The sequence below is a fragment of the Methylomonas sp. AM2-LC genome, assembly GCF_039904985.1.
In the GTDB taxonomy this organism is placed as follows: domain Bacteria; phylum Pseudomonadota; class Gammaproteobacteria; order Methylococcales; family Methylomonadaceae; genus Methylomonas.
On record NZ_CP157005.1, the window covers coordinates 4,221,805 to 4,248,010 of the forward strand.

Consider the following 26,206-nt stretch of genomic DNA (forward strand, 5'->3'; position numbering starts at 1 on the left):
TAATTCACCTAGTTCACTAATAAAAATTGTGCACAATTCCAGTCGATTATTTTCCGATTAGTTTCATTAATGTTTTTTATTATTAGCTTTCCACCGTTATTTATTGCATGCACTGACAACAACATACATAACCCTACAAATGCAGAGTCTATCACCGGCACATGTTGCAAATTTAGCTGGTAATTTTTGTATTGATCAGAGATCTCGGCTAGCATTAATTTCAATGGTTCGAATGAATGGTTAACACAAGCACCTTTTATTACAATTTGAACATCAGAACCAACAGCCATTGATTCAACCTGTATTTCATTTATATTTTTCAAAAGCTTTTTATTGCACATAGTCCAAAGAGCATAGGGTATCACTTTTGATACCAACATTTTACATAAACTTAATCCATCATAACCGTATCTTATCCATAGCGAAGGCTCTTGATAAATTCTCCACATCCATTCCATGCCAATAGTTTGCAAAAAATGAGGCGCACGCTTGATGTTACCCGCAACAAAATTAATCACAGCACCTAAATGGCTGATTATTGGAGCCTTTAACTTATCTCTGTTCGCTTCAATCCAGGCATGCCCTTTTTTAGCTCCCAATGCAACAACGATAAAATCGGCTTCACTGTCATTTATTTTCTGTATGATTCTCTCAGCACTCATTTCTTCTATTGATCCAAAACCCGGCCCAAAAAATCCACTTGCTTTTAAACCTTGTCCATTTTCATTTTGTCTTTGACAGGCTTGTTCTGCGATACCTTCAGCTCCACCAAAAAAGAATACTTTAAGGTGCGTAGGAGCGTTTGACTCATTTAATTTTTCATACAAATCAGCGCCAGCTACTCGCTCAACCACGGGTAAGCTCAACATTTTGGCAATCCAAATAATGGGCATACCATCTGCAATACTTAAATCGGATTTTATGATTGATTGTAACTATTCAGCGTAAATAATTAAAAAAAAGCTTGACAAGGTTTTTGGTCGAAAAATAAAAAATTCAGTGAACTGCCAGCTTGTAGTGGAATGACGTATTTAGCTACGCATTCGGCAACTACAATTCCTCAATTGCAACATTAAATAGAAGGGTAGTGACTCTTGGTCGTTCGTGGCCTACATCGCAACCTCGAAGGCAAAAATCGACTTTTAAAACTGGCCTTATAATACCGCTAACAGTAACGGTTTAGCGGTATATTAGTTTGACTGTCGATAATATCAACATTGAAGACACCATCAAAAAAGTTCAGCAACTGATCGCTGATGAAGAGCATATGTCATCAGCTTTGCGTGCGACCTTAGAAGTCATGATCATGCTGATTCAAATAATGGCTAATCGTTTAAGCCTGACTAGCCGAAATAGCAGCAAACCGCCTTCTACGGATCGTTTTAAAGATCAAGACAAAGTCAGTGGCGATGACGAGAACAAAGGCAAAAATAGAAAGCGCGGTGGGCAGTTCGGTCGGATAGGTACAACTTTAAAAAAAGTGGACGATCCCGATGAAATTGAAATTCTGGAATTAGATCGGGCGACTTTACCACCAGGGAACTATCAGGAAGTTGGTTTTGAGATCCGCCAAGTATTTGATATTGAGATTCAGCGCCTTGTGACCGAATACCGCGCTCAAGTTCTGGAAGATCAATTTGGCAAACGTTTTACAGCCTCTTTTCCGGTTGAAGTCACTAAAGCGGTGCAATACGGGAATGGCGTCAAAGCACAGGCCGTGTATTTGTCTCAATATCAACTCATTCCCTACCAACGTGTTCAAGAGCAATTTCAGGATCAATTCCAACTACCGATCAGTGTCGGCTCAATCTTTGAATTTAACCAGCAAGCTTATCATTTGCTCGAACAATTTGAATTGAAACTCATCACGAAAATACTCGCCTCGTCCCTATTGCATTCCGATGAGACCGGGATCAACATCAATGGGAAAAATCATTGGCTGCACTGTATTTCGAACCAGCAATGGACGCTCTTTTACGCCCACGCCAAACGCGGCATGGAAGCAATAACCGCTATGAATGTTTTAACCCGTTTTACAGGTATTCTCTGCCACGATCACTGGAAGCCCTATTTCCAGTTGAACTGCCTGCATGCCTTATGTAACGCTCACCATTTGCGCGAGCTGACCTATGCCGAAGAACAAGAGAACCAAGCATGGGCTAAGGATATGCGAGAGTTGCTTGTTTCTATCAATGAGGCTGTTAAGGCCCAGGGCGGTGTTTTATCCGATTCTATAGCGGCAGGCTATACCGATCAATATCGGGCAATTCTTAAAGAGGCTGAGCAGGAATGTCCTCCCCCGCTCCCAGAGAGAAAGGAAGGACAACGGGGACGACTTAAACGCAGTAAATCGCGAAACTTATTGGAGCGGTTAATCAACTTTGAGCAGCAAACCTTAAGGTTTATGACTGATGCCAAGGTACCCTTTACCAATAACCAAGGAGAGAACGACATCAGAATGACCAAGGTTCACCAAAAGATTTCAGGCTGTTTTCGTAGTCAGGAAGGTGCTGATATTTTTTGCCGTGTTCGAAGTTATTTATCAACATGCCGGAAAAACAACATATCAGCCAGCGAAGCGTTGACACTGCTCTTTAATGGCAAATTGCCGGATTTTATACGGTGACGACCAAAATTCGCTGAGCGTGATAAATTACGCTGAATAGTTACGATTGATTTACGGAACTCGTTATCCTTGCGACAAGCAACAATAAAATTCAGATTGGGGGTTGCCACAATACAAGATTTTTTATGTTTTGCGGCATCTCGGACATAATTCAAAGCATCTGACATAGACATTGCATCAAACGGCAATCCTAAAATACAATGAACCTCACGCATAAAATTTGTCATCGCTTCTGACTTAATCGATATTTTTCGTTAACTGGATTAAATAAATTTAATAAATGCATAATAATTTAAATCCTATATAAATATGCATTTCTCCTAACGAAATAATCGATAAATTATACATAACAGACATATTACTAAAAATTTTCATTAGATCATTTCGATAAAAAGTGTTTTTAAACCTTTCCGTAGGCGTATAAATATTTTCAAAACTTTAAGACACGTAAAAAACTGATCAATCATAAATCTTTAAACAGATTTATTTCAGAACTCTAATTTAATTTCTGGAAACAAAAATCTTTAATTTACTAGAAAAAAATCCAATAAAATCCATAAATACCAAATATATATTTTACAACATATTTTACATTACAAGACTTAATCGGCACATTCCATCTGCTTTTTTCGATATTGTTCTCAGTCTAAGCCATATTAAATCTTAATTTTGTCGGTTACTTCTCATTTATTTAAAAATACATGAGATGTACATAGGTTTGACAAATAATTAAGTTTATTCACAACTCTTTGTATTTTTTATCATTTCTTACTCGCATCCAATTCTATGCTCATAAAATAAAATATAAAATGTTAAGTACAATCAATATCTAAACAACTACTCTCTTGGTTTATTCATGTTTTATCTCTACTGGACCGTATCCACTCAACCTGACGGTTTACTAAAAATCCAATATAGAGCGGTATTTTTCCAATTACGTAAATTGGAATGTATACCAAGTCGCTCAGTGACAATAATTTTCGACCTTCAGACCACCAAGCTATGAACATGGCGATAATAAGCATTGACAAACCTATAAGAGAAAGATACCAAGGTTTTTCTATACTTAAAGCCAGCCATTCTATCCCATTCAACAAAAGTAATGCAAAATAGCTAGACATCAACAGTGCTAGCGGAGGAACGCTTAAATCTAATGCCATAAAAACCAATCCCATCTGCTTCCGCTTTAAACCCAATGCCATTAATTTAGGAAACTCCCGCATTATCATCCCAATATGACCGTGCTCCCACCGCTTTCGTTGTGATTGCATACCGTGGCTACTTACCGGAAAAGAACTACATACTATTGCATCTGGGCACAGTATCGGCGCATATCCAGCAATTGCAAAATCAATACCCATTTTTAAATCCTCTACAATTTCGGCATTTGCTAAATTCACCTTATGAATAATATCCCAAGGTATTGCTATCCCTGAACCTTTTAAATGGCAAGGCATTCCTAATTGATGCGCACCCATCGCTCTGAGGCGATTTTTAACAGCCCAAGCAAATTCCGCAACTCGCGTTTTTAAATTTGCATTTTCGTTTCCATGCATTAAATAAATGGCTTGTACCGGTTTTGATAATTGCTGACCTGCCATCACCAAATGTTCATAACTACCCTCATTAAGTAAACAATCCGCATCTATTAGTATTACCGTATTTGGAGGAGACAATTCGAGATATTGAATACCGAAATCAAGCGCAAATCCCTTACCACGCTTATTTAAATCAATTCGCTCAATTAATTCTGCCCCCAATTCTCGTGCAATTTGCCCGGTATTATCGGTACAGTTATCTGCAATGACGATTAACCGATCTCCGGGTTTCATTTGTGATTTGATTGACTCAAGCGTATTTGCTATCACAGCCGATTCGTTATGTGCAGGTACCAGTACCGCTACAGAACCTCTACAAACCTGCTCTTGATTCTTACGAGATTGAGGAACCACGCCCAGTAAAATTTCAACTAACAACACCACTACAGGTATCTGTATCAATAGCGTTATCCCTAAGGATAGATATTCAATAAACCATAAAGCCATGTTCCATCCTAAATACCATTCTATTAATAGCCATCATTTCTTAACTTCTCGACAGCCTAAAAAAAGCCAGACCAAACCCATTATCAAGCAAAGTGTTAACAGCGGAAAACAATGCTAATTTCAGCCAGATTTACTGTTTTTCGATTTCCATGGCCTAATACCTAAATTACAATTACTCCACACTTATTTTGTTCAGAAAATCTGCAAGCCGAAGAGAGAGTGCAACTATTGTAAGCGTCGGATTTGCATGACTTGATGTAGTAAATACAGAAGAGCTACTTATAAACAAATTGTCCACACCGTGTACACAACAATTTTTATTAACCACACTATTTTGCTCAGAGATTCCCATTCGCGTTGTACCGAGATGATGTCCCCCTACGGGCAAAGCACTGGTCATTCTTTCTTTTAATTCACCCTCATCAAACTCTAACCTTGCACTATTTGTCTTAACGAGTAGCCGTTGCAACTGTTTAAAAGATTCTATTCCTGAGTCTATATCTATATTTGTGAGTTTCCAATTTACATTTACTCGCTTCATTCCTAACTGATCAGTTACCGATTGCAAATCAATTTTATTACTTGCGTCTGGAATCTGTTCGCTATTAAACTCCAAAGGATAACTACCATTCCTATTTGAAACCAAGGTATAAGGTAATTTGCGTTTCGCTAACTTCATCTTGAACATCCAATCGTAAGCAAAATTGACTACCGAACCAAAATCTGTCACCACATTTTGTAGATGTTTTAAACGATTATTCTGTGCTAACGTCAGATTTATTCCATGATTCAATATAGACTGATGCTCCTTAGCCAATAAAGATTTGGCCAAATAAATACTAGAAAGGACACCACTCCCATGCCGATCATCTGCATACGCAGGAAAGTGTAAGCGAAATACAGAATTTAACAATCTATGTTGCGATTGAAATTCTTCAGAAAAATGTAATTTTCGCCGCGCATAAATTCCATCTGTGGTTTTTTGGAACTCAAAAAATGGCTTTTGATTCGCAAAGCGTACTGATCCAAAGATCAAGTCAAAATGACAAGCATAATACTTACCTAAACTTTGCTCGAATCTGCTCCAACTTGGTGTACTCTGCTGAGTGATTAAAAGCAAACGCGTGGTCTCAATACCACCTCCACAAATAATAAAATGCGCAGCATTTATAGTTAATGCGTACTTACCATCACTAACTTCTATTGAAGTTATCCGACTACCATTCTCAGCGACATTCAGCTTTGTGCAGCGCGTTCTTAGCAAGACCTGTATTAAACTGGAAGTAGATAACTCCAAGCGATATTTAGATGAAAAATCGGTTGGCAAACTATAACGCTCTATTTTTTCGACTAAATCAGGCTGCAATTTTTGCAGTCCATCGAACATAGAAATTTCTTTAGGCGCTAGAGCCCGCAGAGAAAAGTCGGCTAAGCCAGCATCACAATAGCTTAGCGCTTCAGGGTAATAACTAAAAAGCTCTTGATAATTGATAGGCCAACTACTATTAGGCACATGTTGACGATAATCGAAATCCAATGCATCCATAGGAACACACCGCCCCCCCCACAAATGTGTGGTGCCTCCAAATCTTTGGTGTCGATATTCGTTAACTGGTGGATGAGGAGCATTAGCATGACCAGTGTAGAACTCGTCTAACTCACGCTCTTCCTTCCAATCACCTGCTTCTAACAAAAGTACCTTTCGGCCTTTACGAATAAGGGCAACCGCCAAACTGATACCGGCTGCACCACTTCCAATAATACAAAAGGGATAATTTTGCAAACTTTCAGGCTTACACTGATTTAAATTAGTTATCATCAATTTTAATAAATGTTACACGACCTAGACTAAAAGCCGAATTTATCACGCAGAATTTTAGTTGGCCGTTCAAGTGATACCCCGCCTAAGATAATCGAAAATCTGATTTTACCTACCCATACAAAATCACAATTGCCTTTTTAATACACCTGTCACGCTATTGATAAACCGCACTTTTTAATAAACATTCTAATTTATCCAGCTCATTAGAAAGCTTATGAAATTCCTGTACTCTGCCAGCCCCCTCTAGTCCCATTTGCTGTAAAACTGAGGGTCTAGTCGTTATGACTTCGATCAATGCATGCTCTAGACACTCTACAGACCCAGGAGGCACAAGCCATCCATTAACACCATTAACAACTAATTCGGGAATCCCAGCAATCTGGGTTGCGACAACAGGACGACCTAATGCAAAAGCTTCCATAATAACGACAGGAAGACCTTCTGCAAAACTTGGCAAAACTAACGCCCTACTCTGTTTAATTTCATTGCGTACATCAGAACTGCTTTTTGCACCCAAAATCTGAATGACACTGCCAAGATTTTTCTGTTTTATCAATGCTTCGATTTCGGAACGCATCGGTCCATCACCAATTAAAATCAGTTCTAAACTAAATTCTGACTCAACAAGCTTAGTGACAGCCTGAATTAGTATCTGCATCCCTTTTTCAGCGCAAAGTCTACCAACGAAAACTAAGCGAGGTGCCTCAGAAATAGGGATAGTGCTTGGCGATTCAAAGTCTTTACCCACCGCGCAACGTATTATATGTAATTTGTGCCAGTACTTGGTATCAGTAAATAACATACATTGACTTCTACAAAAATTTGTTATAGTCGCTGTAAATGCCGAACGCGCTACCTTCTCACCCAATACCCATTGTTTAGGATGAAAAAAAATGCCAGGACCATGTACCGTCATACTAAAAGGTACATTAGATAAAAGTGATGCCAACATTGCTACGTTGGCCGAATTTTCTGCGATGTGATTATGCAAAATATCAATGCCTAGCTTGCCCATTCGGCGCGTAAGATAGCTTGCCTCCAAAAGATAAGCACATTGGTTAAATAGTCCTTTAATACCGGGTATATGTGTCTTCCAGGCCAATAAAATTGCCCTACACATACGTAAAGGAGAGCATATAAAAACTAACAACGTACTGTATATTAACAATATTAGGGGTTTCTCTAAAATATAATCAGTGGTCGATTGCTCACTAGCAACATCAATGCTCAACTCCCCTTGCCCACTTTCTCTGCGTATAGAAAAGGTATAGACCTCATGTCCTCTGTCTCGAAGCCCTAAAACTTCATTACGAATAAATGTATCACTAGAACGACCATAAACACTTGTAATATAAGCGATTTTCATAAACATCTATGTAAAAGTAGAAGTGAATAGTAAAGATTACGCGTGATGCCAGCCGCTTATAGCTACCTTAGCCACACAAAAATGCAATTTTTTCAGGCAAAATCCAAAATAAATCACTTATAGCAAACGGTTAGCTTTCCAATGTAAAAGTTGCTTTGCCTTTAAATTGGAAAATTTAAAGGGCTTCAATCTTAATGCAAAAGCATGAGGTAAAAATATTTCTGGCAAACAACCATCAAAACGCAATAACTTTGCCATTGGATATAAAATGTGCACAATCAGCACCTGCATAATCCACCAAGATACTCGAATACCGCCAGGTTTTATTAATCCAACCTGTCGTAATAGCGCCTGATACTGAGTTTGATTGGGTAAATGATCATCAACAAGATGTATAACTTGTTGATTACAGGAATCTAACGTAACCGATGCCAAGATTGCATCAATCACAGAACCTAATTCAACAAGCGGCACTTCGCCTAAATGATCAATTAGTATTTGATACCTACTTTTTATAATTCCTGCATAAGCAGTATTGATCATATTTTGATTATAGATAAGGCCTGGTCTAAGAATGATGCAATTTGCACCCTGTTCTGAAAAAGCCCTAAAAACCGCTTCTTGTGAGGATTTAAATGCTGAATAGCGGCTCATTTTGTCAAATTGAGTCGCTACTGATAAATTTTCATCAATACTGGTCATCGGTTTTAAAGCTTGATAATCCAATACTGAAAGACTGCTTACACCAACTAATTTAGTAATACCCGCCAGTTGCATTGCAGTGATTAATTTTTCGGTACCAATTAGTAATTGCTCTATAGACTGGTTTTTGGCAGGATGCAGATCAGCCGCAAGATGAACAACACAATCAATTTTGAAAGTGCTCAATGGTGGAATTTCATCCACAGACAAATCACATTTCATTAATTCTAAATTCTCATGACACGCCAAACTCGAGAGAGCATTTCCCCTGAACATAGCGACAACATCATATCCGCAAGCTAAGGCCGCATATACAAGCTGTTTTCCGACAAACCCAGTTGCACCTGTAATCAAAAGTTTCATAGAACATTAAGGATAGGGGTTATGACTCTTTAAAGAGAGACCGCATTAGCTTGATTAAACAATATTTGGCAGATTAGGTTGCTCATTTATATTCGATTAGTATTTCTTTTGTACCTTTCAATTGACTGATAATAAATTTAACCTGTCCAACCAACTCAGGAAATTTGCAGATCACCATAAAGAATGCATATAACCATGCATCAGAATTCGTTGGCGAGAATCTTAGGGCCAAACGTAGAATTTGCAAAAGATAAACGCCAAAAGCAAGTAATACCCAAGGTGATACCAACACAGATCCAGATAGAATAACGATAGGAATAACACCTCCCCACAACCAAATTCTGGAACTTTCTAGTAAAGAATGTCTTTCTTGGGTAAAACCGTGAAGATAACAACCCGCAGCAAAAGCATAACCGCCCCTAATGGAGCGCTTCCACCACTGACTAAACTTAAACATTGCTGCATCATGCAAAGTCATTTCTTCAGATAACCGCCAAATCTGCCATCCTGCTCCACGTAAACGTACACAAAGCTCCGGCTCTTCACCTGCAATTAATCCGTCTCGATATCCTGTTACTGCAAGTAAAGCATCAACACGCATCATCGCATCACCGCCACAGGCTTTAACTATTCCAGTCGGCCCATCCCACTCCCAATCACATAATTGATTGTAAATAGTTTTTTGGGGGAAACGTTCACGTCGGCGCCCACAGACAACAGCACAATCAGAGTGGTGTATTAAAAAATCTAAGGCATTATTTAACCATGTCGCGATCACTTCACAATCACCATCCACAAACTGTACATACTGTATATTCGCATCAAGTGACAACAAATGTTTAAAACCAATATTACGCGCTCGTGCCGCTGTAAACGGAATTGACAAATCCAGCGCAACGGTAGTAACACCCATACGTTTTGCCAGTAGTAAAGAATCGTCTGTTGAACCCGAATCAACATAGACAATTTTCTCTACTTTTCCCTGCAAAGAATCTAGACAACGCTGCAAGCGTTCCCCTTCATTACGCCCAATGACAACTATACCTAAAGATTCTAAATATTTATTAGAATTAAGCGACCTGTTTTCATCCATTCAATGTTCCTGAAAATAAATTCATCTAAAAACAGCTCACGCTACACTCAAAAAACTTTTAAACAACTAAAAAGCAAACTATTTGCAATAAAGTCTCTTAATAAGTAAGGAGGATCCTGATTCGATTTACCTTGTATCAACCGTCTTAAGGTCCATAAAAGATAAGCTAAAATCCAAATCAAATCGGCTATTAATGCATATATCTTGCCATGATTTTTAACAAAATAACGCTGCCTCGACTCAAACCAATATTTTGGGATACGTTTAGGTTTTACATTTCTAATAGTGAGTTTGGTACTTTGCCCGGCAATATGCATAACGCGACTTTCTGGCACATACCAAATACTCCAGCCCGCTTTTTTAGCCTGAAAGCAAAAATCAGTTTCCTCATAGTAAAGAAAATATTGCTCATCCATAAGACCAATACTATCAAAAACTTCACGACGGATTATCATACTGGCACCGGCCATCCAATCCACTTGGGCATTGTGTTTATCCATTTCTCTGGCAACAACCCATTTAGCAAGTAAACGGGTCACTATACCTAGCCTAAGGCCGTTGTCTAACTCGCTCAATAGCGATGGAAAACGAAAAGCGATAGGCCAATCACTACCATCCTGATTTTCAAAACTGCCTCCCGCTATACCGCATTCTGGGTGAGACTGCATAAACTCATATAATGTTTGCATTGCTCCTGGCTTGACTTCTGTATCAGGATTTAACAACCACAGATATGCAGGAGGAAAGGATTCGGCTAACGCTGCACGTATGGCATGATTATTTCCATAAGCATATCCACCGTTTTGGGGTGATACCATCAAACTCACCCAACTGTTCCATTGCTGTTCTTCAATTGCTGTCCGCAAGTCTGACACAGAACTATCTGGAGATTGATTATCCACAACTACCACATGAGCACCTGAAAAAGTCATTATTTGGTTCTGCAAAGATTTCAAACAATTGATAGTCAGCTGACTAGTGCAATAATTAACAATGACCACCAATAAGGTAATTGGCTGCTCAAAATGCATATGTTAATCCCATGTAAACGTCCATAATCATGATTAAGCGTTATATTTTGACATATTCGCGAATACAATCTGCCATCTGTTTTACATTCGGCTCTTGCAACATACTGGAATGTCCTCCTGGAATATCATAGACTTTAACACCTTCGGTTGTTCGTTCTCCCCAGCCAAATAATGGATCAACATAAATAGTTACATAGGGTGTATCTGCATCATGGCCTTCAGTCGCTCTAAATAACACTAACTCATTATCTATACCCGTTTCAGGTTTATAGTTTGTTTCTGCATACAGATAAACATAGCGTACCTCTATATCGGACAGAAACTTTGGCAAACTCCATTGTCTGCGTTGATACTCACCGAGTAAATACACTTTTAAACTAGCTTGCCATTTATTTAGTCTAGAGCTTATTTCATAACGAATTAAATTAACTATTTTTTTGCTTATCACTTTACAAATAGTGATCAAACGCAGAACTAGATGATTGTTTTGTTCATTGTCCAAAACCGAACTGATACGAGTTAATCTGGCATTGGCGATGCGACCCTGCCGTTTTGTGGCTAAAACATCAGCCGCATCTATCAAACCGACAAAGTCTACTTTATGCCCATCCGCCCTTAATTGCCTGGCAACTTCATAAGCAATGACACCACCAGCGCACATACCACCTAACAGATAAGGACCTTGAGCCTGTATCTCATAAATTTGTCGAATATAATAAGCTGCCATGTCTTCCATGCAGGTATCCAACATTGGATAATTAGCTTGTCCGCGTGGTTTTATGCCATAAACCTGAAAATCTGCCTCTAGATGTAATGCCAGATTACGATATAACAGTACTTCGCCATCACCGTCATGAATGAAATAAATAATTCTAGATGCTGTGCTTTTATTCAAAAGTATAGGCTGCTTTATAACATTTTGGCCTACATCAAGCTGAATACGTGTGGCCAACCCCTGAATTGTAGGGTATTCAAGAACCGAAGTAAGCGGTAATGTCACACTAAATGCTTGCTCCACTTCTACGATAAGCTGAACAGCTAATAGCGAACTGCCACCCAGCTCAAAATAATCATCTTGGGTACTAATGCTATTAATATTCAAAATGCTTTGCCATATTGCGACTAACCGCTTTTCAACTTCTGTTTTAGGCAATACTAAGTCTTCTGTATTATTACGGCAGCGTTTAGCTGTTAGCTTTTCTACCCAAGCCAATATTTTTTCAGCGCTCTGTAAATGGGTGGTTGTCTGAGCCAAACTCAAATCAATCACTGTTTTACTATTAGTAATTTGCCCAGTCACTGACGCATCTGTTACCGGTTTTGACGTTTCCACACTGGCATCAGTACGCACTATCGCATTCATCTGAGCCGCACTATCAGTACTAATATCAAATACTAAAGATCCATCGTTTTGCTCTACTTTCTGTGTGGCTATATTTTCTAAAAAGTGCAGAATAGGAATGTTTTTAGGAGTGGGTATATAAGGTATGCGTAAAACGGGCAAATTATGTTGGAAAGCAATACTAGCCATATATTTCAAAATATGGTTTTCTACGCCGCGACCAAGCACTCTGCAACTCAACATAAACGACTGAATACAAAGCGCTTGGCTTTCTATTCCAAAAATTAGCACTCCAACTAAACCATAATCACCATACCGGTCTTTTACCTCAACCATCCGCACTTGTAGATGGGCTTCGCCAAGACGTTGAATATCAATTTCTGAACGCCTGATGGTAGTATTATTAAACTGATTAGTCCGCTGCGTCAGTTGTGCCACACGCGCTATTTGCTCTTGCCCCGGCTCAGCAATATTGACTTCAAGCTCAAGTCCATCCAAAAAATCCTGATAATTACTAAAGGTTTTTTCCAGGTTTTTCCGCGCAACATCCTGTTGATAAAGACTAGTACGCATTTTATCTTCTGAAGTGGCTTTAATGCGATCAAACACCCAAATATGTTTTAAAAAATCAGGAATATGCTGTTTAGGCAGATTCAGGCTTAAAACTTCAGGGCAATTAACCCGAACTTCTTCACATTCCATTGGATTATCATCCACAAAGATAAAGGCATCCAAGCCCAAGTTCAGTTCTAAAGCCAATGAACGTATATTTTCAGATTTTGGCTGCCAATTAACACGCCATGAAACGATGTCCTCGCGCCTTATGCGCATGTCTTTATGCTGATCTAATACCTCTAGCACATCCTCTTCTATATTTTTACTGCATAAGCACAACAGCATACCAGCTTGCTTTTGAGCTAACATAAAGGTTTGCAAAAATTGCCAATCTGCTGAAACATCAATACCTTGCAGACCCTCTTCGCCAATCACTCCTCCCCATAATGTATTATCACAATCCAACACGATAACTTTATAAGGCGCAGATTTAATCGAATAAATTTTACGAGATAAAACGGTACCCAAGGCCGCGTATCCAACAGGTGTATAAGGTATATGTCCTAATTCATCTCTTGTGGCATCATAATAACCAGCTAAAGGATAATTTTCCCAATCCGCTGTGCTTATAAAATAACAATTAGACAGTGATTTAAACTCTTCTTCGATGTTGTTTTGCAAGCTATTAAACAAATCGCTGTGTGTCGATAACTGATTAGTATCGGGCGAATTTGGACAGATACAGACTATTAACGGCGATTTCAATGCTAGCACCGCAGAATGAATGGCGCTACACAACTCATTGTACAAGCTTAATAATTTATTAGCATCAGCCTGTTTTTCAGCTCGTAACCAGTCTTCAAAACGTAATAGCAGAATATTAATTCCACCCTGGTTTTTGTGCATCAGGCTCAACGGATCCAGTAGTTGCTGGAAAATTTGATTATATGGCGCAAACTCAATTCCCCCATATAAATGCAAAGTACTCATCCAAGCTGATAAAATACTCTCAACGGGTTCTGCAGTAAAACTGGATACTATTACGATTGGAGTTGGAGTGCTTTCCTGAGAAGTTTTAGTGCGTATCATAGGGTGTTATTTAGGTAAAAATGAGTCATTGACGGTGACAACAATAAAATTCTGTCTTGGACGTAACAATCCTAAAACTTACCCGAAAAGATATTTGTAGAATAGTTATCTAATTTTAGCCATTATCAGCATTACACTTTCAACAACACTATTATTAAACTGATAGTATACCAGTATAGCTTATCTTGCAATGGCGACAACCCTATAGGGCAAGCTTAACTTTCAGCTAGGTAAACACTCTTTTTTATGTAAACAAATGTCATCGTAAACAAGTGAAAACCTTAGATAACTTTATGCTATTGGCCATTTTCAACCTAAGCAGTTATAAGGCTAATTAGTTGTTGCCATAGCATTATAAAGAAAATTTTGAGAAACTAACCAGCCAACTCCTTGTTTAAATAGTATGCATAACCGATAGTTTTTCAGCTTTTATTAGCTGCATCCATGCCTATCGCAGTCAAACATTATTTATCATCGAACATCAATAAATTAACATCAAATGTGAGTAGCGTGCTCAGTAAGTTTTTATCATTTGCATTAGTAGGCATTCTGGGAACGTTAGCACACTATACGGTTTTGTTCGCTTTGGTAGAATGGCAAAACATACAGCCCTTATCTGCAACAGCTTACGGAGCAATAGCCGGGTTATTAGTCAATTATTTTTTAAATTTTAAGCTAACTTTTAATTCTGGGCAGCGACATACTCAAACTTTCCCGAAATTTGCTTTAATTGCTTGCTGTGGAATGGGATTTAATGTGGCCTTTATGGCAATATTAATTCCTCATTTCTATTACCTTTATGCTCAAATCATGACTACCGTGTTGGTCTTGGTCTGGAATTTTTTTGCCAATATACTTTGGACTTTTAAGATGGATAAGACGTCGGAAACGTCTCTACTGAAAATCACTGCCCTTATCAAAAAACCCTATTTTATTATAGGGTTGGTACTAACAATGTTATTGATACGCTTACTCACCTTGAGTTTGTATCCTTTATACGATCCTTCCGAGTCACGTTATGCCGAGATGGCTCGCAAAATGGTGGAAACAGGCAACTGGGTAACACCTATGATTGAATATGGGGTGCCATTTTGGGGGAAACCCCCCCTAACCATATGGTTAACCGCTGGTAGCTTAAACTTGGTGGGTATCAATGAATTTGCAGCTCGACTACCTTCTGTAGTGCTCAATGTTGGCGTGGCTTGGATTATTTACTATCTAGTTAGAATACAAAAAGGCAGTGAAAAAGCGCTATCAGCACTGTTAATTTTATCTAGTACCGTGCTGTTTTTCGTAATGACAGGCACAGTGGCTATGGATTTAGCCATGAATTTTGGCATTACTTTAGCGCTTGCGGCCTTTTGGCTGGCTTTACGTGGAGAAAAAGCGCTATGGGGTTATCTGTTTTTTTTCGGTCTTAGTATTGGTTTAATGGCAAAAGGACCTATCACACTGGTGTTGTGTGGCACGAGTATTGGCTTGTGGACTTTGCTTACTGGTCGATGGCTGGATATTTGGCAACGTATACCGTGGATTCGAGGTACATTATTAATGTTGTGTCTCTGTGCGCCATGGTATTGGTTGGCAGAACTGCGTACACCTGGGTTTCTGGAATATTTTTTTATCGGTGAACACTGGAAACGTTTTACAGAACCCGGCTGGAAAGGTGATCTTTATGGCGTTGGTCGAGGTCACGCACATGGAATGATCTGGCTTTACTGGTTAGGCGGTAGTTTTCCATGGTCATTCATATTACTGTATAAACTCAGCAATAAATTGCTACATAAGGAAGCCAAACAACTATTTTATTCTGGCGATGGTTGGTTATTATATGGTTGGCTATGGATGCTAACACCACTCCTATTTTTTAGTATTTCTGCTAATATAATCTGGACTTACGTTTTACCTAGCTTGGCTGGCTTAGCCCTGGTACTCGCCGACAGCCTGACTGGTTCAAGAGTTCAGCGCGCTATTTTAAGCTTATTGGTGCCTTTGCTGTTTTTAGGTCTAGTCTTTAGTTATCAACGTCCTGAATCCGATTTCTTCCCTTCCCAAAAACGCTTAGTAGAAGCATATTCAGCATTAGCCAATACGGGTGAGCGATTAATTTATCTGAATGAAAAAATAGACTATTCTGCACAATTTTATTTACGTGGCAAAGTCATAGAAATCCCTAATCTTGAAGCGCTGCAACAGCATTTAGCAACTGCAAACCACGATTATTATGTCATACGCAACCCCATATTAGATAGCTTACCAGATAGCGCAAAAGCTTATTTGCAGCCGGTAAAAACCTATGGACGCTATACCTTATTTCACGCAACTGACAATACAAATGACCAAGCGTTTGCCCATTAATTTAATAGTGAATGCTGATGATTACGCTTATTTTCCAGCTGTTAGCCGCGGTATCCTGGACGCTGCTAAAGCTGGAAAATTAAGTGCTACAGGTATTATTGCAAATAAACCGAATTTAACTACGCAACTAGAACAACTGGATACTTTGCAGAATATTGATTTAGGTGTGCATCTGAATTTAACGAGCGGAGAACCTTGCACCGAGCAGATGAGAATGCTACTAGATAAAAATCAAGGTTTATTTCCTAGTGCTTATCGCATGAGCTTGATGATTTTAAATCAAAAAATCAGTATCCAACACATACGCCAGGAGTGGCATGCACAAATAGAAGCCTGTGGAGGGAGACGATTAGTATTTTTGAACTCTCACGAACACATCCATATGTTACCGATTCTGTTTCCTTTAATATTACAACTTGCCAACGATTTTAATATTCCTTTTGTACGTCTAACCAAGGCAGACTGGTTATTACCAATGAGCGGTACCGCATTAGTACGCAATATATTGATGCAAGGAATGGCAAGCATTAACCAGTGGCACATCACCCGACCGATGCCGATTTTTTTGGGTTTGGGTAGTAGTGGTAAGCTTACAATTCAATATTTGGACAAACTTTTTGCAACCTTGAAACCGGGTCAAACCTATGAGCTGATGTGTCACCCAGGCTATTTTGCAGCCGATGAAATCATCCATCCGCAATTAATTGCCTATCATCACTGGGAACAAGAACTAGCACTCTTACAGAGCGCTGAACTGCAAAATTTGTACGATAAATTTGGCATTTTTTTAGGGCGTTATCACCATTAAAATAAACACATGATGAATTTAGAAAACACAACAGCCTATTTATTAAGTGTCGTGGTACCTGCCTACAATGAGGAACAAGGTATTCGCATCGCTATTCAACATATCATCGAAATTTTAGCCACCTGTAAAATTAACTGGGAAATTATTGTTGTAGACGACGGCAGTCACGATCAAACCTTTCAGTGTATCAGTGAACTAGCTAGGCAAGACTCGCGCATTAAAGCTCTGGCACTTAGCCGTAACTTCGGTAAAGAAGGTGCAATGTTAGCTGGATTAGAACATAGTAAAGGTGATGTCATCATTACTATTGATGCTGACCTGCAACATCCTCCAAAATTAATACCCGAGATGTTAAATAAATGGCAAGATGGTATACAAATCGTCCATGCAGTTAAACGCAGCCGTGACACTGATACTCTGGCAAAAAAAACCACTGCGTATTGCATCAATAAAATGATTTCTGGGCTAGGTGGAATTAATATTAATAATTCCTCAGACTTTAAGTTGATGGATAGAGAAATCGTGGATATTATCATCCACCAGTTACCGGAACGACAACGGTTTTTTCGTGGTTTAACTAGCTGGATAGGATTTAACGAAGCTTATATTTACTTCGATGTTGACAACCGACTGGAAGGTAATAGTAAATGGTCTTTCTGGTCACTATTAGAATTATCGATAACCGCCCTCACTTCCTTTACCTCACTACCCTTACGTATTATTACGGTATTGGGCATTGCTACCCTGATTTTAGGCTTTTTTGTAGCGAGTGACGCGATTGTATCTTTAATTCAAGGTCAAGCCGTGTCTGGATTTGCTACCACCATTATCAGTTTGTTGCTTATTGGAAGTTTTATTATGATTAGCTTGGGCATTATTGGTGAGTATATTGCCAAAATCTATGAGGAAGTAAAAGCTAGACCACACTATTTGATACGCGCGAGTGTAGGGGTAGAGCGAAGATCAAGAAACGCCAAAACACACACAGGTGACCAACATTTTAATTAAAAACAGCAAATAAACTAATAGCTTTAAAATTAAAAAAGATTTTAATTTTTCTAGACGTAGGACCAGTTTTATTGTTTCTATGTAATATGGTTTTATTTCTTATTATTTTGATGGCTTATTGATAGAATGCAGACACGTTTTATGACCCCCTTTGCCATGTCCAGGATATTGTCTAAATTAATTATTCGTAACCTGTATTTAATATTACTTACGGTTTCACAAACTGGTTGCGATATATCAGAGCTTAATAACCCCTATGCTGACGAGGGTAATGGGCAAATTATAGTATATTCTTCGTTTGCAGAGCGCCCTAAACATCTAGACCCTGCTATTGCTTATAGTTCTGATGAATATGGTTTTATTTGTCAAATCTATGAACCTCCCCTGCAATATGACTATCTAAAACGCCCTTATCAATTGCAAGCTTTAACAGCCGCACAACTACCCAAGGTGCGATATTTGGACCAGCAAGGTCAGGTTTTGCCTGAAACGGCTAACGAAAAAGACATTATTTTCAGTGAATACATCATTGATATTAAACAAAAAATATACTACCAACCTCACCCGGCTTTCAGCAAAAACGATAAGGGTAACTTTTTATATCACCAACTGAGTGCAGAACAATTATCTGATATTACTACTTTAGGCGATTTTAAAATTCAGCAAAGTCGAGAATTACTGGCTGCTGATTATGTTTATCAGATAAAACGTTTAGCTTTTCCGAAAATTCATTCCTCTATAGCCGAATTGATGGCTGGATATATTGATGGCTTTGCCGAGTTTGCCAAAAACAGTGCCACGCTGGATATTAAAGACCTGAAAAGTCTAAATATGAGTGGAGTACAAGTATTGAGCGACTATCAGTACAGTGTACGTATCAAAGGCAAATACCCTCAGTTTCAATTCTGGTTAGCAATGCCATTTTTTGCTCCAATGCCCTGGGAAGCGGATGCCTTTTATGCACAGCAAGCTTTAAAAAATAAGAACATTAGCTTAGATTGGTTTCCAGTAGGTACAGGCCCCTATTTATTGGCAGAGAATAACCCAAATAAACGAATGATATTAAGCAAAAACCCAAATTATCATTCAGACTTTTACCCATCCGAGGGTGAAGCAACAGATAAAGAACAAGGTTTGCTGGATGATGCTGGCAAACAATTACCGTTTGTAGATAAAGTCATTTTTACCTTGGAAAAAGAAACTATTCCGTATTGGACAAAGTTTTTACAAGGTTATTATGACGCATCAGGCATTAGCTCAGACAGCTTTGATCAGGCAGTTCAGTTCTCTGGTAGCGGCGACCCACAACTGACACCCATGATGCATGAAAAACACATTCAGTTACAAACTTCAATAAGCTCCTCAATTTTCTATATGGGCTTTAACATGCTGGATAACGTGGTAGGTGGCGATTCTGATCGAGCTCGCAAACTACGACAAGCTATTGCCATTGCTGTCGATTATGAAGAGTTTATCGCCATATTTGCTAATGGACGGGGTGTCGCAGCGCAAGGCGTGCTTCCACCCGGCATCTTTGGATATGAAGAGGGACAAAAAGGGATTAATCCCATTGTATATGATTGGCATAATGGTAAACCAGAACGTAAATCCATCAATATTGCCAAACAACTGCTTACCGAAGCTGGATATACTAATGGCATAGATCCACAAACTAATGAAGCCTTGTTACTCTATTTTGATACTTCCTCCGGTGGCGACGATCAAGCCATGATGAACTGGTATCGTAAACAGTTTGCCAAACTAGGGATTCAATTAGTGGTAAGAGGAACGGATTACAATCGATTTCAAGAGAAAATGCGTACGGGGGCTGCGCAGATATTTGTTTGGGGTTGGAACGCCGATTATCCAGACCCCGAAAATTTCTTTTTCTTACTATATGGCGCTAATGCCAAAGCCAAACAAGGCGGAGAAAATGCTGGCAATTATATAAACCCCAAATTTGATCATTTGTTTGAAGAAATGCGTAATTTGGAAAATGGTGCTGAACGGCAGCATATAATTAATCAGATGCAGGATATAGTGCGAGAGGATGTTCCGTGGTTATTCGGTTATTATCCCAAAGAGTTCGCCCTATATCACGCTTGGTATAAAAACCTCAAACCTGGAAAATTAATTAATAATCGCCTTAAATATATCCGCATAGATCCGGCACTGAGAGAAGCAGAACGTCACCAGTGGAATCAACCACTATTCTGGCCCTTATTGCTAATCGCGGCGGCAATGGCTGTCGTCATTTATCCAGCAATCCGAGCATATCGTCGACGTCTTCAGGAAACGCAATTATGATAAGTTATATAATTCGCCGCTTTCTCTATGCCATTCCTGTACTAATGGCTGTAAATATACTCACTTTTGTATTATTTTTTGTAGTCAATAGTCCTGATGATATGGCACGTATGCAATTAGGACAAAAACGTGTTACTGAACAAGCGATACAAAACTGGAAACATCAGCATGGTTATGATTTACCCTTGCTGTGGAACCAAGATCAGCAGAATGGAAAACAACTGACAGAAACTATTTTTTATCAAAAATCAATCAATTTGTTCTGGTTTGATTTCGGCATATCCGATAGCGGCAGCAATATCAGTGCTGATATTAAACAACGTATGTGGCCAAGTCTGGCACTGGCTTTACCCTCTTTAGTCATTGGCCTGGTAGCCAATATCAGTATGGCATTGTTACTGGTATTGTTTCGATACAGTTATCTGGAATTACTAGGCAGTATAGGCTGTGTAGTGCTGATGTCGGTATCGTCTTTGTTTTACATTATAGGTGGACAGTTTTTTATCAGTAAGGTCTTAAAATTACTACCTATTTCTGGCTACGATGAAGGCTTAGTCGCCACTAAATTTCTACTGTTGCCAGTCATCATAAGTGTGTTAGCGGGTATTGGCTCTGGCGTGCGTTGGTATCGGACCTTATTTTTAGAAGAAGTGGAAAAAGACTATGTACGCACTGCACGAGCCAAAGGTCTCAGCGAAACTGAAGTATTGTTTAAACATGTCTTGAAAAACGCCATGATTCCCATTTTGACAGGCGTGGTAGTGATATTACCGCTTTTATTTATGGGTAGCTTAATTATGGAATCATTTTTCAGCATACCGGGTTTGGGTAGCTACACCATTGATGCCATCAATCGTCAGGATTTTGCTATTGTCCGTTCGATGGTGTTTTTAGGTTCAACCCTATATATTATTGGCCTACTACTCACTGATATTTCTTATACTTTAGTGGATCCACGCGTGAGGTTAAACTAAGATGTTGGTGTTATGGACTGATGCACTGGTTTATTTATTAGTGGTGAGCAGCGCTCTGTTTGCCTGGCATTTATCACGGCAACGGCATATGCGCCGCCCCCTAAAAAAAATTGCCAGTAATTCAGTAGCTATGGCATCTTTGACAATTTTATTGTGTTTTGTATTAATCGGTTTGGCTGACTCGATACATTTCAAAGATGCAAACAGTCAGGCTAACGAAGCAATTAGCCTAATGGATATGGGGGTAGCGGTATTGCGCACCAGTAGTGAAAAAACTTATTCTGCCCCATTTGCAGCCTATTTATACAGCAAAGAAACCGTCACTAATCCCGATAACTCAACAAACTGGGATTATCCGCGCTTAGTTCATGGCGGTCGGCATTTGCAAAATCCTGATACCGATAAAACGGCAGATATTATCAGTAAAACTATGGTTGCAATCATGCAATCTACGGGAGTAATGGTATTTATTTACTTTGTCATTCGCCATGCTTATCTTCGTCGCCACCCTTCTCTTCTGGATAACTCAAGCGCCAAAGCAGTATGGATAAGCTTATGCGCACTGATAGTGATTGCATACACCCTACTTTATTTATCCAATTACTATCACGTATTCGGAACGGACAAAATTGGGGAAGATGTGTTTTATCAAGCACTGAAAAGCATACGTACTGGCTTGGTGATTGGCACCCTGACAACGCTGGTGATGCTGCCTTTTGCGATTGTGCTTGGTATTATGGCTGGTTATTTTAAAGGCTGGATAGATGATATGATTCAATTTATCTATACCACTCTTAACTCTGTACCTAGTGTTTTACTGATTGCGGCCTCGATTCTGATGGTGCAAGTCTACATGAGTAATCACGCGGAAAACTTTACCAATCTATTGGTAAGAGCGGATATGCGTTTACTATTTTTATGCCTGATCCTGGGTGTGACCAATTGGACGGGCTTATGTCGATTGCTTCGCGCAGAAACGCTGAAATTGCGCGAAATGGAATATATCCTGGCCGCACGGGCCATGGGCGTCAAGCCTGCAACAATTTTGTTCAGACATATTTTTCCAAACGTAATGCATATCGTATTGATTTCCGTGGTTTTAGATTTTAGTTCGCTCGTATTAGCTGAAGCAGTATTATCCTATATTCACATTGGTGTCGATCCTACTACTCATAGCTGGGGCAATATGATTAATAGTGCACGACTGGAACTAGCACGCGAGCCCTTAGTATGGTGGTCTTTGGTTGCAGCTTTTGTATTTATGTTTACACTGGTACTGGCGGCTAATCTCTTTGCAGATAGTGTCCGGGATGCGTTTGATCCCAAACGTGTTTCTTAAAATAGACAAATTATATGAATTCACCCAATCCGCTTCTTGAAGTCAAAAATTTGCAGGTGAGCTTTGCATCACAGAATAAAGTGGTTGACGATATCAGCTTTAATATTTATCGAGGTGAAACTTTTGCATTAGTTGGCGAGTCAGGTTCGGGTAAATCCATCACCGCTTTGTCAGTTCTGCGATTATTACCCTATGCAGCCAAAATGCGGGCAGGTATATTGTCTCTACAAGGTACCAATTTACTGGCCATTCCTGAAATAGATTTTGCAAAGATACGTAGCCGCAGAATTGGTTTAATTTTTCAGGATTCAATGTCCGCGCTTAACCCTGTAATGACCATAGGAGAACAGATTGCCGAAGTTCTTAACCTGCATTTCCAGCTAGCGAAACAGAATTGTCAACAACAGGTTTTAGAACTATTAGAACAAGTAGAAATTCCAGACCCAAAGCGACGAATTAACGAATATCCTCATCAAATGTCGGGTGGACAACGGCAAAGGGTGATGATTGCTATGGCTTTAGCAGGCAAGCCCGATCTACTCATTGCTGATGAGCCTACCACTGCGCTGGATGTGACTATCCAGGCTCAAGTTTTGACACTCATGAAAAACCTGCAGAAAAAAACAGGCATGGCATTATGGATAATTACTCATGATTTGGCACTGGTATCCAATATTGCAGATCGTATTGCTGTGATGCAACAGGGTAAAATCGTGGAGACGGCAAACACGCGAACATTCTTTGAACACCCGCAACATCCATATAGTTTAAAACTATTGGCAGCTCAACCCGATATGAACAGCTGTTTGCAAAAAAACAATGACGCAAGTAGCACTTTGCTACAAGTAAATGATTTAAAAGTATATTACCCGATAAGAGCAGGTATTTTCAAACGCATTGTTGGTCATGTTAAAGCTGTCGATGGTGTTAGTTTCTCCTTGCAAAAAGGAAAAACATTGGCAATGGTAGGAGAGTCCGGCTGCGGAAAAACCAGTCTGGGTAAAAGTCTACTGAATTTGACCGAAGCAGGAGAAGGTCACATAGTGTTTGATGGCGTAGAACTTCAGCAATCGCGAAGTTCGGATTTGCATCGTCGTTGTACTGAAATGCAAATCATTTTTCAAGACCCTTTTTCAGCAATGAATCCGCGCATGCTGGTGGGTGATATCGTAGAGGAAGGCTTACGTTCTTTACGACCCGAATTTAATGACGAACAACGAAAAAGTCGGGTAGCTAAATTGTTACAACAAGTGGATTTGCCCGCAAACTCTGCCCTGCGTTATCCTCATGAATTTTCAGGTGGACAGAGACAACGCATCTGTATTGCACGAGCATTGGCAGTTGAACCAAAATTAATCATCTGTGACGAACCGACCAGCGCTCTAGACGTATCCGTTCAAGCCCAAATTATTGCATTGCTGAAACAGCTACAAAAAGAACAGGGTTTAAGCTATTTATTGATTACACATAATTTTGGTGTGGTGGCAGAAATGGCCGACGAAGTAGCGGTAATGTATAAAGGAAAAATTGTTGAACAAGGCATGGTAGAACAAGTATTAATGCATCCTCAGCATGAATACACTCAATCCTTATTGCAAGCAGTACCGAAAATAGATTTTTCCAAATCGAACTTGCAATAAGTGTCTATTAGGGGACAAATAGGGTACTTGTAGTAAGCCATGATAGCTTCACCCCCCGTGGGTTTAAAATGATTTCGATTGTTAACCTGCAGATTGCCCAGTTTCAATAGTGAGTTTTAAAACAGTACCGGGTTTAATATCAGCTTTATTTTTCGGTACGTTATTCCACTTACGTAATTCGGTGACATTCACATTGAATTTTTTTGATATTTGACCCAATGTGTCACCCGATTTAACGGTATATTTTATCTGCTTAAAGGCAGGTGCCACAGAAGCAACCGTGATATCACCACTCTTTTTAATTAGAATTTTTTGCCCTACTTTCAATGATGATTTATCAGACAATTTATTCCAATTAACTAAATCATCTTTATCTACGCCAAAATGTTGGGATACACTCCAAAGCGTATCGCCTTTTTTAGTCATATAAATTTGTTTAGACGGCAGTTGCGGCTGACTATGATTACTAGGTACGGTTGAGTCACTGGCAACAGCATTACCAGAATCGCCTTTTAATGATTGATAAGAGATGGGGATCAGTAACACATTACCTTGAGCAACATTGTCAGTGTCTAAATGATTGACCTGCTGAATATCATCAACACTGGTGTTGTGTTTTTTTGCGATAGTCTTAATATTTTCGTGTTTGCCAACCGTGTGATGTACCCATTTTATTCTTTCATGATGAGGTAATTCAGCCAGTTTTTCTTTAAACGAACCCGCTTTATCTACTGGAATCAATAAACGATGCGGCCCTGCTGGATCTGTACTCCAGCGATTAAAACCTGGATTAAGTTTAAAAAAATCATCTATGGGTGTTTGCGCCATTTCGGCAGCTTTACCCAAATCTATCTGTGACTGAATATCAACCAATTCGAAGTAAGGTTCATTCGGGTATCGATGTAAATTGAGGTTATACTTTTCAGGGTTAGCAAAAATTTTTGCAATTGCCAACAAACGCGGCACATAGGCTGAAGTCTCGTTATTAAGATCCAGTGACCAAAAATCAGTAGGCAAGCCGCGATCATTATTTTTCTCAATGGCGTTTTTAATATTCCCTTTGCCGGCATTATAAGAAGCTAAAGCCAATAACCAGTCGTTATTAAACCATTCCCCCAGTTCTTTCAGAAAAGTGGTTGCTGCTTGCGTGGATTCAACCACATCTCGGCGACCATCATACCAACTGTTTTGTTTTAAGCCGTAAAGACGTCCAGTAGGCGCCATAAATTGCCATAAACCGGACGCTTGCGCGGGCGATTGCGCATCAGGTCTAAAAGCACTTTCAATAACCGGTAACAACGCCATTTCACCAGGAATGTTTTTTGCCTCAATTTCATTGAGAATAAAATACAGATAGGGTTCTGCTCGCTGTTGAATGCGCGACAAGTATTCGGGGTTTTTTAAAAACCAAGTTATTTCCCGATCAATTCTGGCATTATCTATATCTGGCAACGCATAAAGGGATTGCATACGATCCCAAATAGTTGCATGTTCCTTTGCTTGATTATCTCCATCCTTGCGACGTTTTTCAGTGTTACCATGCGTAAAAATTGAAAATTTGCTACTAGAAAATTCTGCCAGCTGATCTTTACGGGCAGTTTCACTACAACCTGTTAATAATAAAATGGGCAGTAAATAGGACAGATGTCGAGCCGATTTTTGTGAAATTGAGCGGGGCATTGTCTGTACTCGCTAAAATAAAAAAACTCGATACTATCATGGCTTGCCTTAAAATACC

General features: G+C 39.3%; 17 protein-coding genes. 8 read left to right on the forward strand and 9 right to left on the reverse strand.

The genetic code is table 11. The annotated features are described in order from the left end of the window. Positions 1–8: 8 nt before the first annotated feature. Positions 9–926, reverse strand: a complete 918-nt coding sequence (locus ABH008_RS18810) for a WecB/TagA/CpsF family glycosyltransferase (protein ID WP_347989997.1) — start codon at positions 924–926, stop codon at positions 9–11. A 269-nt stretch (positions 927–1,195) separates the two neighbouring features. Between ABH008_RS18810 and ABH008_RS18815 the strand changes: the two genes are divergently transcribed. Continuing rightward, a complete protein-coding gene (locus tag ABH008_RS18815) occupies positions 1,196–2,626 on the forward strand; it encodes an IS66 family transposase (RefSeq protein ID WP_347985933.1) in 1,431 nt (476 codons plus the stop codon). A gap of 854 nt (positions 2,627–3,480) precedes the next feature. Here the strand turns inward: ABH008_RS18815 and ABH008_RS18820 are convergent. From ABH008_RS18820 to ABH008_RS18850, 7 genes are all read right to left on the reverse strand, one after another. Next, entirely contained in the window at positions 3,481–4,602 is a 1,122-nt protein-coding gene (locus tag ABH008_RS18820; RefSeq protein ID WP_347987147.1) for a glycosyltransferase family 2 protein, read from the reverse strand. Between the two features lie 241 nt (positions 4,603–4,843). Continuing rightward, on the reverse strand, positions 4,844–6,490 hold the full coding sequence (locus tag ABH008_RS18825; protein ID WP_347987148.1) for a GMC oxidoreductase: 1,647 nt from the start codon (positions 6,488–6,490) through the stop codon (positions 4,844–4,846). A gap of 157 nt (positions 6,491–6,647) precedes the next feature. After that, positions 6,648–7,859, reverse strand: a complete 1,212-nt coding sequence (locus ABH008_RS18830) for a glycosyltransferase (RefSeq protein WP_347987149.1) — start codon at positions 7,857–7,859, stop codon at positions 6,648–6,650. A gap of 117 nt (positions 7,860–7,976) precedes the next feature. Then, the gene (locus ABH008_RS18835; RefSeq protein WP_347987150.1) at positions 7,977–8,924 is read right to left on the reverse strand and encodes an NAD(P)-dependent oxidoreductase; all 948 of its coding nucleotides are present in this window, start codon (positions 8,922–8,924) and stop codon (positions 7,977–7,979) included. 82 nt (positions 8,925–9,006) lie between these two features. Further along, a complete protein-coding gene (locus tag ABH008_RS18840) occupies positions 9,007–10,017 on the reverse strand; it encodes a glycosyltransferase family 2 protein (RefSeq protein WP_347987151.1) in 1,011 nt (336 codons plus the stop codon). 47 nt (positions 10,018–10,064) lie between these two features. Next, positions 10,065–11,048: a glycosyltransferase family 2 protein gene (locus ABH008_RS18845; protein ID WP_347987152.1), complete on the reverse strand. Its 984-nt coding sequence runs from the start codon at positions 11,046–11,048 to the stop codon at positions 10,065–10,067. A 40-nt stretch (positions 11,049–11,088) separates the two neighbouring features. Continuing rightward, positions 11,089–14,034: an HAD-IIIC family phosphatase gene (locus ABH008_RS18850; protein ID WP_347987153.1), complete on the reverse strand. Its 2,946-nt coding sequence runs from the start codon at positions 14,032–14,034 to the stop codon at positions 11,089–11,091. Between the two features lie 444 nt (positions 14,035–14,478). Here ABH008_RS18850 and ABH008_RS18855 point away from each other — a divergent pair, with 444 nt between their 5' ends. The 7 genes from ABH008_RS18855 (at position 14,479) to ABH008_RS18885 (ending at position 24,468) form a co-directional block, all read left to right on the forward strand. Then, positions 14,479–16,392, forward strand: a complete 1,914-nt coding sequence (locus ABH008_RS18855; protein ID WP_347987154.1) for a phospholipid carrier-dependent glycosyltransferase — start codon at positions 14,479–14,481, stop codon at positions 16,390–16,392. Then, the gene (locus ABH008_RS18860; protein WP_347987155.1) at positions 16,331–17,200 is read left to right on the forward strand and encodes a ChbG/HpnK family deacetylase; all 870 of its coding nucleotides are present in this window, start codon (positions 16,331–16,333) and stop codon (positions 17,198–17,200) included. The genes ABH008_RS18855 and ABH008_RS18860 overlap by 62 nt, the downstream gene beginning before the upstream one ends. 9 nt (positions 17,201–17,209) lie before the next feature. Then, the gene (locus ABH008_RS18865; RefSeq protein WP_347987156.1) at positions 17,210–18,208 is read left to right on the forward strand and encodes a glycosyltransferase family 2 protein; all 999 of its coding nucleotides are present in this window, start codon (positions 17,210–17,212) and stop codon (positions 18,206–18,208) included. Positions 18,209–18,349: 141 nt separating this feature from the next. Then, a complete protein-coding gene (locus tag ABH008_RS18870; protein WP_347987157.1) occupies positions 18,350–20,515 on the forward strand; it encodes an ABC transporter substrate-binding protein in 2,166 nt (721 codons plus the stop codon). After that, entirely contained in the window at positions 20,512–21,489 is a 978-nt protein-coding gene (locus ABH008_RS18875; protein WP_347987158.1) for an ABC transporter permease, read from the forward strand. The genes ABH008_RS18870 and ABH008_RS18875 overlap by 4 nt, the downstream gene beginning before the upstream one ends. 1 nt (position 21,490) lies before the next feature. Then, positions 21,491–22,828 (forward strand): ABC transporter permease, encoded by a 1,338-nt coding sequence (locus ABH008_RS18880; RefSeq protein WP_347987159.1) that lies wholly within the window; start codon positions 21,491–21,493, stop codon positions 22,826–22,828. A 14-nt stretch (positions 22,829–22,842) separates the two neighbouring features. After that, the gene (locus ABH008_RS18885; RefSeq protein WP_347987160.1) at positions 22,843–24,468 is read left to right on the forward strand and encodes an ABC transporter ATP-binding protein; all 1,626 of its coding nucleotides are present in this window, start codon (positions 22,843–22,845) and stop codon (positions 24,466–24,468) included. Positions 24,469–24,549: 81 nt separating this feature from the next. Here the strand turns inward: ABH008_RS18885 and ABH008_RS18890 are convergent, their stop codons facing one another. Beyond that, complete coding sequence (locus tag ABH008_RS18890) at positions 24,550–26,148, reverse strand: LysM peptidoglycan-binding domain-containing protein (protein ID WP_347987161.1); 1,599 nt, start codon at positions 26,146–26,148, stop codon at positions 24,550–24,552. Positions 26,149–26,206: the final 58 nt, after the last annotated feature.

Bases quoted from the DNA above. Each gene is read 5' to 3' on its own strand.
- ABH008_RS18825 (WP_347987148.1), bottom strand. From the start codon at position 6,490: ATGATAACTAATTTAAATCAGTGTAAGCCTGAAAGTTTGCAAAATTAT.
- ABH008_RS18830 (WP_347987149.1), bottom strand. From the start codon at position 7,859: ATGAAAATCGCTTATATTACAAGTGTTTATGGTCGTTCTAGTGATACA.
- ABH008_RS18835 (WP_347987150.1), bottom strand. From the start codon at position 8,924: ATGAAACTTTTGATTACAGGTGCAACTGGGTTTGTCGGAAAACAGCTT.
- ABH008_RS18840 (WP_347987151.1), bottom strand. From the start codon at position 10,017: ATGGATGAAAACAGGTCGCTTAATTCTAATAAATATTTAGAATCTTTA.
- ABH008_RS18845 (WP_347987152.1), bottom strand. From the start codon at position 11,048: ATGCATTTTGAGCAGCCAATTACCTTATTGGTGGTCATTGTTAATTAT.
- ABH008_RS18850 (WP_347987153.1), bottom strand. From the start codon at position 14,034: ATGATACGCACTAAAACTTCTCAGGAAAGCACTCCAACTCCAATCGTA.
- ABH008_RS18855 (WP_347987154.1), top strand. From the start codon at position 14,479: ATGCCTATCGCAGTCAAACATTATTTATCATCGAACATCAATAAATTA.
- ABH008_RS18860 (WP_347987155.1), top strand. From the start codon at position 16,331: ATGGACGCTATACCTTATTTCACGCAACTGACAATACAAATGACCAAG.
- ABH008_RS18865 (WP_347987156.1), top strand. From the start codon at position 17,210: ATGATGAATTTAGAAAACACAACAGCCTATTTATTAAGTGTCGTGGTA.
- ABH008_RS18870 (WP_347987157.1), top strand. From the start codon at position 18,350: ATGACCCCCTTTGCCATGTCCAGGATATTGTCTAAATTAATTATTCGT.
- ABH008_RS18875 (WP_347987158.1), top strand. From the start codon at position 20,512: ATGATAAGTTATATAATTCGCCGCTTTCTCTATGCCATTCCTGTACTA.
- ABH008_RS18880 (WP_347987159.1), top strand. From the start codon at position 21,491: ATGTTGGTGTTATGGACTGATGCACTGGTTTATTTATTAGTGGTGAGC.
- ABH008_RS18885 (WP_347987160.1), top strand. From the start codon at position 22,843: ATGAATTCACCCAATCCGCTTCTTGAAGTCAAAAATTTGCAGGTGAGC.
- ABH008_RS18890 (WP_347987161.1), bottom strand. From the start codon at position 26,148: ATGCCCCGCTCAATTTCACAAAAATCGGCTCGACATCTGTCCTATTTA.